This window comes from Geodermatophilus sp. SYSU D00697 (assembly GCF_054050175.1).
The window spans coordinates 121,724-134,158 of the sequence record NZ_JBJGYV010000009.1 but is presented as its reverse complement, the minus strand read 5'-3'; the positions used below and the strand labels follow the sequence as shown (position 1 = coordinate 134,158).

Annotated in this window: 12 protein-coding genes; 3 read left to right on the top strand and 9 right to left on the bottom strand. The window is 72.6% G+C overall.

Going from position 1 to position 12,435, the window contains the following annotated elements; all coding sequences use genetic code 11:
* Nucleotides 1-113 precede the first annotated feature (113 nt).
* Nucleotides 114-974 (top strand): PspA/IM30 family protein, encoded by an 861-nt coding sequence (locus ACI79C_RS10480; protein ID WP_456945588.1) that lies wholly within the window; start codon nt 114-116, stop codon nt 972-974.
* A gap of 104 nt (nt 975-1,078) precedes the next feature.
* On the opposite strand, the gene ACI79C_RS10475 is transcribed toward ACI79C_RS10480, so the two are convergent.
* From ACI79C_RS10475 to eltD, 8 genes are all read right to left on the bottom strand, one after another.
* Nucleotides 1,079-1,606: a ribose-5-phosphate isomerase gene (locus tag ACI79C_RS10475; RefSeq protein ID WP_456945587.1), complete on the bottom strand. Its 528-nt coding sequence runs from the start codon at nt 1,604-1,606 to the stop codon at nt 1,079-1,081.
* Between the two features lie 23 nt (nt 1,607-1,629).
* Nucleotides 1,630-3,363 (bottom strand): dihydroxyacetone kinase family protein, encoded by a 1,734-nt coding sequence (locus ACI79C_RS10470; RefSeq protein WP_456945586.1) that lies wholly within the window; start codon nt 3,361-3,363, stop codon nt 1,630-1,632.
* A gap of 39 nt (nt 3,364-3,402) precedes the next feature.
* On the bottom strand, nt 3,403-4,539 hold the full coding sequence (locus ACI79C_RS10465) for an ABC transporter ATP-binding protein (RefSeq protein WP_456945585.1): 1,137 nt from the start codon (nt 4,537-4,539) through the stop codon (nt 3,403-3,405).
* On the bottom strand, nt 4,536-5,702 hold the full coding sequence (locus ACI79C_RS10460) for an ABC transporter ATP-binding protein (protein ID WP_456945584.1): 1,167 nt from the start codon (nt 5,700-5,702) through the stop codon (nt 4,536-4,538). The genes ACI79C_RS10465 and ACI79C_RS10460 overlap by 4 nt, the downstream gene beginning before the upstream one ends.
* On the bottom strand, nt 5,702-6,568 hold the full coding sequence (locus tag ACI79C_RS10455) for a carbohydrate ABC transporter permease (protein ID WP_456945583.1): 867 nt from the start codon (nt 6,566-6,568) through the stop codon (nt 5,702-5,704). The genes ACI79C_RS10460 and ACI79C_RS10455 overlap by 1 nt, the downstream gene beginning before the upstream one ends.
* A gap of 1 nt (nt 6,569) precedes the next feature.
* Nucleotides 6,570-7,448 carry a carbohydrate ABC transporter permease gene (locus tag ACI79C_RS10450; protein ID WP_456945582.1) on the bottom strand — a complete coding sequence of 293 codons (879 nt, stop codon included), beginning with the start codon at nt 7,446-7,448 and terminating at the stop codon, nt 6,570-6,572.
* Between the two features lie 126 nt (nt 7,449-7,574).
* Nucleotides 7,575-9,026, bottom strand: a complete 1,452-nt coding sequence (locus ACI79C_RS10445) for an ABC transporter substrate-binding protein (protein WP_456945581.1) — start codon at nt 9,024-9,026, stop codon at nt 7,575-7,577.
* An 80-nt stretch (nt 9,027-9,106) separates the two neighbouring features.
* Nucleotides 9,107-10,183: an erythritol/L-threitol dehyrogenase gene (gene eltD, locus ACI79C_RS10440; protein WP_456945580.1), complete on the bottom strand. Its 1,077-nt coding sequence runs from the start codon at nt 10,181-10,183 to the stop codon at nt 9,107-9,109.
* A gap of 162 nt (nt 10,184-10,345) precedes the next feature.
* On the opposite strand from eltD, the gene ACI79C_RS10435 reads away from it, so the two are divergent.
* Complete coding sequence (locus tag ACI79C_RS10435) at nt 10,346-10,696, top strand: hypothetical protein (RefSeq protein ID WP_456945579.1); 351 nt, start codon at nt 10,346-10,348, stop codon at nt 10,694-10,696.
* A gap of 81 nt (nt 10,697-10,777) precedes the next feature.
* Here the strand turns inward: ACI79C_RS10435 and ACI79C_RS10430 are convergent, their stop codons facing one another.
* The gene (locus ACI79C_RS10430) at nt 10,778-11,632 is read right to left on the bottom strand and encodes a DNA-formamidopyrimidine glycosylase family protein (protein WP_456945578.1); all 855 of its coding nucleotides are present in this window, start codon (nt 11,630-11,632) and stop codon (nt 10,778-10,780) included.
* An 88-nt stretch (nt 11,633-11,720) separates the two neighbouring features.
* Between ACI79C_RS10430 and ACI79C_RS10425 the strand changes: the two genes are divergently transcribed.
* Nucleotides 11,721-12,308, top strand: a complete 588-nt coding sequence (locus ACI79C_RS10425) for an antibiotic biosynthesis monooxygenase (protein WP_456945577.1) — start codon at nt 11,721-11,723, stop codon at nt 12,306-12,308.
* Nucleotides 12,309-12,435 lie beyond the last annotated feature (127 nt).

Here is a 12,435-nt window from a genome sequence, read left to right as displayed (position 1 = left end):
CCTGGTGGCTCACGGAGGGCCACACCTGGGACGATGGTGGGTGACGACCACCGCTGCGGCTCCGCCGGGCCGGAGACGACCGGCAGAGGAACCCGCGCTGAGCAGGAGGACCGATGCCCAACCCGTTCGTAAAGCTGTGGAAGTACCTCACGGCCTCCGCCAACGCGAAGATCGACGAGAAGGCCGACCCGAAGATCCAGATCGCGCAGGCCATCGAGGCCGAGCAGCAGCGGCACCAGGCGCTGGCCAACCAGGCCGCGGCCGTGCTGGGCAACCAGCGGCAGCTGGAGATGCGGCTCAATCGCCAGCTCGGGGAGGTCGAGAAGCTGCAGGCCTCCGCCCGCCAGGCGCTGGTGCTGGCCGACCAGAGCCGGGCCGCCGGTGACGCGGGCAAGGCCGGTGAGTACGAGAACGCGGCCCAGGCCTTCGCGACCCAGCTGGTGGCCGCGGAGCAGGCCATGGAGGACCTCAAGCGCAGCCACGACGAGGCGCTGCAGGCGGCCGAGCAGGCCCGCGGTGCGGTCGAGCAGAGCCGCATGCGGCTGCAGACGACCCTGGCCGAGCGCACCAAGCTGATGAGCCAGCTCGAGCAGGCGAAGATGCAGGAGCACGTGGCCTCCTCGCTCAAGCAGGTCAACGAGCTCTCCGCGCCGGGCAACACGCCGAGCCTGTCCGAGGTCCGGGACAAGATCGAGGCCCGCTACGCCAACGCGCTGGGCCAGGCGGAGCTGGCGCAGACCTCCGTCGAGGGCCGGATGCTCGAGGTCCAGAAGGCCACGCTCGACGTCGCGGGGTCCTCGCGGCTCGATCAGATCCGCGCGTCGATGAACCAGCTGCCCAGCGGCACGTCCGGGCCGGCCGCGGTCACCGGTGGTGCCGCGGGCCCGGCGCTGGAGCAGGGCAGCCCCTCGGTGCAGACGCCGGCCGCCCAGCCCGCGGCGCAGCCGGCCGAGGCGCCCGAGCAGAACGCCTGACCGACCCCGCCTCCGACGGGCCGGCCGCACGCGCGGCCGGCCCGTCGGACTGTGCAGACCCCCTGGCCGAGCCCGAGCAGGGCGCCCGACCACGGCCAGTGCGGTCAGCCGCAGGTCGAGCGGGCCATGTCCTCCTCCACCGCCAGCTCCGACGCCGAGTCGGCCTGCCCCGTCGCCGCCTCGTAGCCGCGGATCGCGTCGACCTTCGCCGCGGACGCGGAGGTGGGGTCGAAGTGGTAGCCGAGCCACTCCCGGGCGAGCCGCCGGGCCAGCTCGATGCCGATCACCCGTTGGCCCATGCAGAGCACCTGCGCGTCGTTGCTCAGCACCGAGCGCTCCACCGAGAAGCTGTCGTGGGCCGTCACGGCACGGACGCCCGGCACCTTGTTGGCGCTGATCGCCACACCCAGCCCGGTGCCGCAGACCAGCAGCGCGCGGTCGGCCCGGCCCTCGGCGACCAGCTGCGCCGCGGCCACGGCCACGTGCGGGTAGGCGGTGGTGTCGTCGGCGCCGACACCCACGTCGGTCACCTCGGCCACCCGGTCGTCGGCCTCCAGGTCGGCCCTGAGCCGCTCCTTGTACTGCAGCCCCGCGTCGTCGCAGCCCACCACGATCCTCAACCCATCGGGCACACCGACTCCTCTCCCAGACCGGGTCAGACGTCCTTGAGCAGCTGTCCGATCGTGGTCAGGCAGGCCGCCAGGGAGACCGCGCCGGCGTCCGGCGTGCCGACGCTCCGCTCGGCCAGTGGCCGCGCCCGGCCGACCCGCGGCCGCAGCTCGGCGGTGGCCCGGGCGGCGTCCTGCGCCCGCCGTGCCGCCTCGTCCCAGGACGGGCCCAGGTCCTGGCCGGCGTCCACGGAGGCGGAGAGCGACTCGGTGAAGGGCAGGAGGGCGTCGAGCATGGTCTTGTCCCCGGGCTGGGCCCCGCCGAGACGCACCAGCGCGTCGTAGGCGTCGCGGACCCCGGCGGCCACGGTGCGGGCGTCGGGGGCGCCGGTGTCGCCCAGCCGCCGGCCCATCGCCGTGAGCGCCGCCCCCCAGAGGACGCCGGAGGTGCCGCCGGCCTTGGCGGCCCAGGCATCGCCGGCCTGGACGAGAGCCGTCCCCGGGCCGGCGCCGCCCGCGTCGACCGCCTTCCGGGCGGCGTCTCGGGCGGCGCCGGTGCCGCGCACCATGCCCCGGCCGTGGTCGCCGTCCCCGGCGACGGCGTCGATGCGGCCGAGCTCCTCCTCCATGTCGGCCACCGTCTGCGCCATCGCCTCGATCGCGGCGAGCACGACGGCCGCGCACTCCCGGCCCGAGTCGTCGACCTCGGCGGCCTCGGCGGTCGGTGCGGAGGCCGCGGCCGCGACCTCGGACGCGGACCGCCGTTCCTCCCCCGAGTCGGCGGCCGTCGTGCCCTTGCGGTAGGCGGGCGTGTCGGCGGGGGCGCGCCAGAAGCGCTCGAGCTCCTCGTCCAGCCACATCAGGGTCAGCGAGCAGCCGGCCATGTCCAGGCTGGTGACCAGCTCGCCGACCTCGGGCTCGACGATCTCCAGCCCGGCTTCCCGCAGCCGGCGGGCCACCGAGGCCCAGACGATGAACAGCTCCTCGTACTTGGTCCGACCGAGGCCGTTGAGGATGGCCGCCACGCGGGTCCCGGCGCCCTCCGGGGTCTCGGCCAGGAGACCCTCGACCAGGATCCCGGCGAGCTCCGAGGCGGTGGGCATGGGCTGCTCGGCCACGCCCGGCTCGCCGTGGATGCCCAGCCCCAGGCCCATCATCCCGTCGGGCACCGTGAACAGCGGCTCGCGCGCGCCGGGCATGGTGCAGCCGTCGAAGGCGACCCCGAGGGTCCGGGTGCGCGCGTTGCTGTGCCGCGCCACGCGTTCCACGCCGTCGAGGTCGTACCCCTCCTCCGCGGCCGCCGAGGCGGCCTTGAAGACGGTGAAGTCACCGGCGATGCCGCGCCGCTTCGAGATCTCCGAGCCGGGCGCGCTGGCCACGTCGTCGGTCACCGCGAAGTAGCGGGCGTCCCGTCCCTCGGCCCGCAGGCGCTCCACGGCCAGGCCGAAGTTCATGACGTCCCCGGCGTAGTTGCCGGTGGTCAGCAGGACGCCGCCGCCGCCATCGGCCGCGCGCCCGACGGAGGTCGCCTCGGCCGCGGACGGCGAGGTGAACACGTTCCCGACCACCGCCCCGTCGGCGAAGCCGGGGCCCACCACCCCGCAGAAGGCGGGGTAGTGCCCGGAACCGCCACCGACCACCACACCCACCTTGCCCGGACGCGGCCGGGTCGCGCGCACGACGCCACCCGGGACGCCGACCACCCGACCGGCGTACGCGTCGAGGAAGCCGGCCAGCATGTCCTCGGTGAACTGCGCCGGGTCGTCGTACAGGCGGGTCACGGGTGTCCTCCCGTCGGGTGTGGTGCGGCGGTGCCGCGGTCAGCGGATCCGGTCGCCGGTGTCCGCATCGAAGAGGTAGACCCGCTGCGGTGGGGCCGACACCCGCACCGGCGTGCCGTGGTCCCAGTCCTCGTCGGCCGGCGTGACCGCGACGACGGGGCCGTCCACGCCCGGCACGTCGACCGTGGCCTGGCCGTACTCGAGCAGGTGCTCGAAGACCCGCACCTCGCCCTCGATGGCCGGCTCGCCCTCGGGGACGTCGACCCGGCAGTCCTGGGGGCGCAGGCCCACGACGACCGGCCGGTCGTGCTCCGGCGTCTGCGCCGCCGTCGGCAGTGCCCCGGTCCGGCCGATCCGCACCCGGACCTCGCCGTCCTCGCGGGTGACCGTCCCCTCGACCAGGTTGATCTTCGGCTCGCCGACGAAGTCGGCGACGAACTGGTTCGCCGGGTCGTCGAAGACCTCGTCGGGGGTCCCGAACTGCTGGATCACGCCCTTGTCCATCACCGCCATGCGGTCGGCCAGGCTCAGCGCCTCCAGCTGGTCGTGGGTCACGACCACCGTCGTGTAGCCGAACTCCCGCTGCAGCACCTTCAGCTCCCGGCGCACCCGCTGCCGTTGCGCGGCGTCGAGGTGCGACAGGGGCTCGTCGAGCAGCAGCACCGGGGGGTTGCGTATGAGGGCGCGGGCCAGGGCCACCCGCTGCTTCTGCCCGCTGGAGAGGTTTGCCGGGCGCATCGGCAGCAGCTCGGTCATCTCCAGCCGCTCGGCCAGCTCGTCGACGCGGCGGCCGGCGTCCTTGACCCCCCGGGCCTTCAACCCGTACGCGAGGTTCTCGCGGACGTTCAGCGGTGGGTAGAGCGCATAGCTCTCGAAGCCGACCCCCACGTTCCGCTTGCCCGGCGGCAGGTCCTGGACGGTGCGGTCGCCGATCCGGATGCTGCCCGAGGTCACCGTCTCCAGCCCGGCGATCATCCGCAGCGTCGTCGTCTTGCCGCAGCCGGAGGGGCCGAGCAGGGCGATGAGCTCGCCCGGCTCGATGTAGAGGTCCATCCCCTTGACCGCCTCGAAGGACTCCCGCCCCCGGGAGACGTAGGTCTTGCGCAGTTGTTCGAGGACCAGCGGCTGCGGTCCCTCCGCGGTGCCGGCGTGCCGTCCGGTCCCGGTGCTGGTCATCGCTGCTCCTGGTGTCCGACCGGCTGCACGCCCCCGCGCAGGCGGCTACTGGGCTCCATGGCCCCGCCGAGGCGGCGGGTGTCCTCGCCGGGCGGACCGTCGGCGAACAGGTGGACGTGCTCCAGGGGGACCTGCAGCTCCACGTCCTGGCCCTCGTCGACGTGCTGGACGGTGGAGTCGACCGCGATCAGGTCCACGTCGCCGACCCGGACGTCGAGCTCCAGCTGGCGGCCGAGTCGCTCGGCGAGCCGGATCCGGCCGCTCATCCGCAGCCAGCCGGGACCGCCCCGCCCGGGGCGGACGACCTCGACGTCACGGGGCCGGATGCCCAGCCGGACCCGCTGGCCGCGCTCGAGGTCCAAGGGGGGGACGGCGAGGTCGATGGCACCGCCGGCCCCGCGGACCCGGCCGTCCTCCACCACCGCGTCGATCACGTTGATCTCCGGCTGGCCGAGGGCCTTGGCCACGAAGCTGTCCACCGGCTCACGCCACACCTCCGCCGGTGTACCGACCTGCACGAGGCGGCCGTGGCGCAGCACCGCGATCCGGTCGCCGAGGGAGAGCGCCTCCTGGTAGTCGTGGGTGACGTACAGCGAGGTCGTGTGGGACATCCCCCCGAGCTGCTTGAGCTCCGCACGCATCGCGGCGCGGAGCTTGGCGTCCAGGTGCGACAGCGGCTCGTCGAGCAGGTAGACGTCGGCCGGCCGGACCAGCACCCGGCCCAGCGCCACACGCTGCCGCTGGCCGTTGGACAGTTCCCGCGGGAGGCGCTCGAGCAGGTGGTTGATCCCCAGCGTGGTGGTGACCAGGTCGATCCGCCGCCGCTGCTCCTCCTCCGCGTACCGGCCGGTGCGCCCCGACCGCAGCGGGGAGGCGAGGTTCTGGAACACCGTCTTCTGCGGGTACAGCGCGTAGCTCTCGAAGGCCATCGCCACCCCGCGGTGGTACGGCTCGACGCCGCTCATCGGCTTGCCGGCGATCACCACGTCGCCGCGGTCGACGTCGACCAGCCCGGCGACCGACTTCAGCGTCGTCGTCTTGCCCGCCCCGGACGGGCCCAGGATCACGAAGAACTCCCCGTCGCCGACGTCGAGGGTGAGGTCCTCGACCCCCACGGTGGACCCGTAGTACTTGGTCACGCCCTGCAACTGCACCGCACCCATCAGGCCTTCACCGCCCCGAACGACAGGCCTCGCACCAGGTATCGCTGGATGGTCAGGGCGAGGATCAGCGGTGGCAGGGCGCCGATCAGCGCCGCCGCCGCGGTGAGGTTGTAGAAGGCCTGGCCCCCGCCGCCGAGGAACCGCGAGATCGCGACGGTGACCGTGGCGTTCTCCGAACCGGCGAGGATGAGGGGGAACACGTAGTTGTTCCAGGCGAAGATGAAGGCCAGCAGGGCGGCCGCCGCGATACCGGGCCGCACCAGCGGCAGGGCGACCATCACGAACGCCCGGCGGCGGGTGTACCCGTCGAGCAGCGCGGCCTGCTCCAGGTCCGCGGGCAGGTCCTCGAAGTAGGACCGCAGGATCCACACGACCAGCGGCATCGTGACCAGCTGGAGCACCCAGATCATGCCCAGGCGGGTGTCGAACAGACCGATCTGGTTGTAGATCACGAACAGCGGCACGATCACCATCAGCTCCGGGGCGAACCGGAACGACAGGATCGTGAACATCAGGTCGTTCGAGCCGCGGAAGCGGTAGCGGCCGGCGGCGTAGGCAGCGGGGATCCCGATGAGCAGCGAGACCAGGACCGCGCCCCCGCAGTTGACGACGCTGGAGAGGATCGCCCCGGGGTAGTTGACGCTGGTCAACCGGGTGCCCTCGTCGCTGAGCACGATCCCGAAGTTCTCCAGCGTCGGCGAGAAGGCGAAGTACGTGGTGGTCTGCTCCGCCGGCGTCTTCAGCGCCAGCAGGATCATCCAGAGGATCGGGAACAGGGAGAACACGAACCACAGCACCAGCAGCACGTCCGCGCCGATCGAGGCCGGTGTGAAGCGCTTCTGGCCGGGCATCAGTTCGGCGGCCATGTCAGTCCTCCGCTCCGGCGGCGCGGCGCTGGGCCTTGCCGAGCACGCTGACCAGCCAGCGGGCGGTGATGAAGACGAGCACCCAGAGCAGGAACATGTAGGTCGCCCCACGCGAGTAGTTCAGGTTGATGATCGAGTCCTGGTAGGCCCCGATCTGCAGGGTCCGGGTCTCGTTCCCCGGGCCCCCGGCGGTGAGGACGAACACCTGGTCGAAGACCTTCAGCGAGTCCATGAACCGGAAGATCACCGCGACCAGGATGTAGGGCCACATCATCGGCAGCATCAGCCGGCGGAACATGTAGAACCAGCCGGCACCGTCCACCTGCGAGGCCTCGAACGGCTCCCGTGGCAGCGACCGCAGGCCGGCGAGCACGAGGATCGCCACGAACGGCGTGAAGATCCAGATGTCGACGAGGATGACCGACCACAGCGCGTTGTCCCGGCTGAGCCAGTCGAAGTTGCCGAGCCCGAAGACGTAGTTGAGGACGCCGAACTGCGGGTTGTACATCAGCCCCCAGATGACGCCGGCGATCACCGGCGCGATCATCAGCGGGAGGATGAGCACCCGCTCGAAGACCCGCCCGACGAAGCTCGCCCGGTAGAGCAGCAGGGCGATGCCGACGCCGAGCACCGTCTCCAGCACGGTGGCGGCCACGGCGAACACCAGGGTCGTCCGGACGCTCTCCCAGAAGACGCTGCTGCCGAGGACTGCCTGGAAGTTGTCGAGACCGACGAAGGTCGGGTTCGGGTTGACCGCCGAGTAGTTGATGAAGGCGTAGTAGGCGCCCAGGACGAACGGGTAGAGGATCCCGATCGTGATGGCGAGCGCCGGCACCGCCAGGACGTAGGGACGTAGTCGCCGACGCCAGCTCGGGACCACGGGGGGCGCTCCACCCGCGCCCGGGGACGGGGCCTGCTGTTCGCCGGGCGGCCGGCCCGGGATGGTCGTGGTCACGAGCTGCCCTTCCGCAACGGGTGCGCTGCTGGTCGCCGACTGTCTCCCCGGTCAGCCGTTCACGATCTCGGTGCTGCGCTCCGCGAGGTCGTCGAGCCGCTGCTTGGCGTCCGCGCCGTCGTAGATGTCCTGGAGCGCGACCGACCACTCCTCGGTGGTCTCGAAGAAGTGGGTCTGCGGGGTGAACTGGATCGCGGTGCTGTCGATGACGGTCTCGAAGGTCTCCAGGTAGCCGGGGAAGTTCCCCAGGGTCTGCTTGAACGCGCCGTCGAACACCGAGGCGCGGGTGGGGTCGGCGAAGGTGCCCTGCTGGACGGCCTTGGACATGGCGTCCGAGCCGGTCGCCCACTGGATGAACAGCCAGGCCGGGAGCTTGTTCTGGGAGGCGGAGTTCATGGCCCACGACCACGTCCACAGGTTCGTGGCGTAGCTGCCGTCGGGGCCGGCCGGCCCGGGGTGCCAGGCGATGTTGCCGGCCTGGGCGCTCGCCCCCGGGACGTTGAGCGGGTAGGTGGCGCTGTCGGCGTCGTAGGCCATCATCGCCGCCCCGTTGCCGAGGTCGCGGGTGACGTCCGGGTACTCGTAGGTGGTCCAGCCCGCGGGGCCGGCGTCCCTGGCGAGGGTCACCCACGCCTGGGTGAAGTCCACCGCCTCCGGCGAGTTCATCACGGCCTGGAGCTGATCGCCGTCCGCGTTGTAGTCCCGGGCTCCCTCCCGGGTGTACTGCGTCATGTACCCGGGGTGGATCGACGCCCACGAGCGGGAGCCGCGGAAGGCGATCCCGTAGCGTCCGGCGGCGCGGTCGGTCAGGTCGACGGCGATCTGCTGGAGTTCCTCGAAGGTCTCCGCCGGCCGGATGCCGCGGCGGTCGAACTCCGCCTTGTTGTACGCGATGACGTTGGTCTCGAACCCCCACGGGATCGCCCACTGGCCGCCGCTGCCCAGTGGGCTGCCGAGTTGGAAGTCCCAGCGGGTGGCGTTGCGGAGGCCCTCGTAGATGTCCTCGAAGTCGTAGTCCGGGTTCGTGGCGGAGTCGTTGTCGATCCAGGGCTGCAGGTCCTCCATCCAGCCAGGGGGGCCGTACTGCCAGATGAAGTAGGCGCCGGTCATGAACGCGTCGTAGTTGCCGGCGCCACCGGCGAGCTCGGTGTTCAGGCGGGTGAAGTAGTCGGCCTCGGGCACCAGTTCGACGTTCACCTGGATGCCGGTCAGCTGGGTGAACTCGGCCAGCAGGGGCTGGAAGCTCTGCTGGTAGGGGTGCGGCGTCTGCAGGATCGAGATGGTCTGGCCGTCGGCCTTCTTCCAGTCGAACCCGCCGGTCACCTCCGCGGCACCGTTCTCCGCGTTCCCCCCTCCGGTGCTGGTGCCCCCGGTCCCGCACGACGACAGCAGGGGCACGCCGGCGAGGCCGGCCGCCCCGAGCCCGAACGCCTGCAGCATCGAGCGTCGGGACAGCTGGCGGTGCCCGAGGTCGCGGCGGTACATGGGGTGGCTGCCGTGCATGGAGGTCTCCAGGTGTCTGCGGAGTCGTGCCGGGGCGTGGAGCGGGGAGGGTCGAGCAGGCGGAGGCGCGGTCGGCCGGTTCAGCCGGGGATCAGGGAGACCTTGACGGACTTGGTGCCGGAGCCGACCAGGTCCAGGCCCTCCTTGAAGTCCTGCACGGGCAGCTGGTGGGTCACGATCTGGTCCATCGGCAACATGCCGGACTCGAGCATGCGGGCGGCGGCGGGCCAGCAGTGCGGGCCGAGGTGGGCACCGCGGACGTCGAGTTCCTTGTCGTCGCTGATGATGCTCCAGTCGACGGTGACGTCGTCCTTGAAGACGCTGTACTCGACGAAGGTGCCGAGCTTGCGGAGCAGGTTGAGTCCCTGCGGCACGGCCGACGGGTGGCCGGTCCCCTCGAGGTAGACGTCGGCGCCGTAGCCGTCGGTCATGTCCTTGATCCTTGCGACGGCGTCCTCCTCGGCGATGTTGATGGCGAGGTCGGCGCCCACCTGCCTGGCGAGGTCGAGCTTGGCCGGGGCGACGTCGAGGGCCACGACCTGGGCGGGGAACTTCGCCTTGGCGCCGGCGATCATGCCGAGGCCGATCGGGCCGCACCCGGCGACGACCACGACGTCCTCGAAGTGGATGTCGGCCCGCTCGACGGCGTGCAGGGCGCAGGACAGGGGCTCGATGAAGGCCGCGTGCGCCGCCGGCAGGTCCTTCGAGATCTTGTGGACCAGCGCCTCGGCCGGGTAGACCATGTAGGAGGCCATGGCCCCCGGGGTGCGGCGCTTGAAGCCGTAGAGGTCGTGCGGTGCGCACATGTGGTACTGGCCGCGCAGGCAGTAGCGGCACTTCCAGCAGGGCACGATCTGCTCCGAGGTGACCCGGTCGCCGACGTCGATGCCCCAGCGCCGGGCGGCCTCCTCGTCGAGGTCGACGACCTCGCCGACGAACTCGTGGCCGGGGATGACCTCGGTCTCGGCCCAGGCGGGACGGTTCTCGTCCCCCCAGAACTTCGCCGCGCCGTGGTAGCACTTCAGGTCACTGGCGCAGATCCCGACGGCCTCGACCCGGACCAGCGCCTCGCCGGGTCCGCGCTTCGGCACGGGGACCTCCTCGAGGCGGTAGTCCTCGGGGCCGTGACAGACGACCGCTTCCATGGAGTCCGGCATCGCTGCCTCCTTCGCGCATACGTGTGGTGGGGGTCACACGCGGCCTTGACGTGCCGTGGAGGCTATGGGGGGCACCTGTTCCGGGCAACATCTGTGCCGATGGACCGGGCTGCGGGGCTGACTGGGTGGCCCGGTGCCTCGCCGCGGGTCCACCATGGCCGGGTGGCGGTGCGCGGCGATGCCCCGGGAGCCGGGCACGGCGACCCCGGTTACCGCCTCCTGCTCTGGGCCGTCCGGGGGGCGTGGGTGAGCTGCGCGCTCGGAGTCGTGGCGATGACGGCCGGGCTCGTCCTGCGGTCGCCGGCCCTCGTCGGCGTGTTCGGCGTCGGCCTGGTCGGGTCGGTCGTGGCGACCGGCGCCGCCCTGCTGTCCTTCCTGGCGCTGCTGGTCTCCCCGGCGCGGCTGGCCACGGTCGTGGCGGGGACCCCTCCTCCGTCCCTGCGCCGGCGCGCCGAGACGCTGCTCGCCGTCCTCCTCGTCGACCTCCTCGACCCGGACGAGCCGGGCCGGTAGGCCGCCGGTGACGGCCGTCCGGCCGCGGCTCCGCGCACGCTGGCGGGCAGGACCCGAGGACTCCCGGCGTGGCCCCGTCCGTCAGGACGAGCCGACCAGGGGCCGGGGCCGGCCCGGCTCCCCGGTGCGAGCCGCCGGGTCGATGGGGGAGCGGGCCGCCTGACAGTGCGGGCACCAGTACGTGACGCGTTCCTGCGAGCCCGGCCCCTGGTCGCCGAGCAGGATCGGCGTGCCGCAGCGCCGGCAGGGACGGCCCTTGAGGCCGTAGACCCAGTGGGTCTCGCCGCGGCGCAGGCTGCCCGTCGTGCTCTGCTCGGGGTGCTCGAGGTTGGCCCGCATCAGCGTGCGGGCCCGTTCCACCAGGCCGGCGAGGTCCGGGACGTCGGCCACCCTGGTCCACGGGTGGATGCCCGTCAGGAACAGCGACTCGACCTTGTAGAGGTTGCCGATGCCGGCCAGGTTGCGCTGGTCGAGCAGCGCGACGCCGATCTCTTCGCCGGGCCGGCTGCGCAGCCGGCGCAGCGCCTCGTCGAGGTCCCAGTCCGGGCCGAGGACGTCGGGGCCGAGGTGGCCGACGAGCTGGTCCTCGTGCTCGGTGCGGACCATCGCGACGTCGTGCAGCCGGTAGCCGACGCACTCCCACTGCTCGGTGGCCAGCACCGCGCGGACGGCGAAGGCCGGCCCGCCGCGCCACTTCCCGCCCGGCCGGTAGATGTGCCAGCTGCCGTCCATGCGGAAGTGGGTGCGCAGCGTCCACCCGTCGGCGAAGCGGATGAGCAGGTGCTTCCCGCGGGGGACGACCTCCGACACCGTGCGGCCGGCGAGGTCGGTGGCGGCCAGCCGGGGCACACGCAGCTCGCCGCGGCGCAGCGTCGCGCCCGCGAGGGCGGTGTGCATCCGCTTCGCCGCCAACCAGACGGTGTCTCCCTCGGGCACGCCGCCAGTGTCCCCCGCGTGTCGCTGAGCTGCTGTGAGACCGCTGACAGCCGGGATGACGCGGCCGCGCCGATGCGCTCGACCTCGCGTGGCTGTGACGACCCTGCTCCGCTCCCGGCTCGCCCGCACCGAGGTCGCGGGGCGGGTCCCGGAGCCGGTGACGGTCACGGTGGCGCGGGTGGTGCGCCCCCAGCGGCGGCAGGCCTTCGAGCGGTGGGCAGCGGAGACGCTCGCGCTCGCGGCCACCTATCCCGGCAACCTCGGCGGCACCCTGCTCAAGCCCGGGCTGGGCAGCTCCGAGTACCACCTGGTCTACCGGTTCAAGGACGACGCCTCGCTGGCCGGGTGGGAGCGGTCGCCGGAGCGGCGGGCCGCCCTCGAGCGCATGCAGGAGATGGTCGACGAGGAGCGGTATGCCCGGGTCGCCGGTCTGGACAGCTTCTTCACCCGCCCCGCCACCCCCGGCCCGCGGTGGCGGTCCACGGTGCTCACCATCGCCGCGGTCTTCCTCATCACCTCGACGCTGCAGTTGCTGGTCATGCCGCACGTCGCCGGCTGGCCGTGGCCGTTCCGGCTGCTGCTGTCGGCCTGCATCGTCGTCGTGCTGCTCGGCTTCGTCGTCATGCCGGCGCTCACCCGGCTGTTCGCCGGCTGGCTGCGCCCGCAGCGCGACTGACGCCGGGCTGGCAGTCCGCGCAGCGCGGCCGGGGCCGGCCCGGCTGTCCGCGCAGTGCGCCTGACGCCGGCCGGCCGCGTCCCGCGACGCGACCGACGCCGGGCCGGCAGTCCGCGCGGGGCGACCG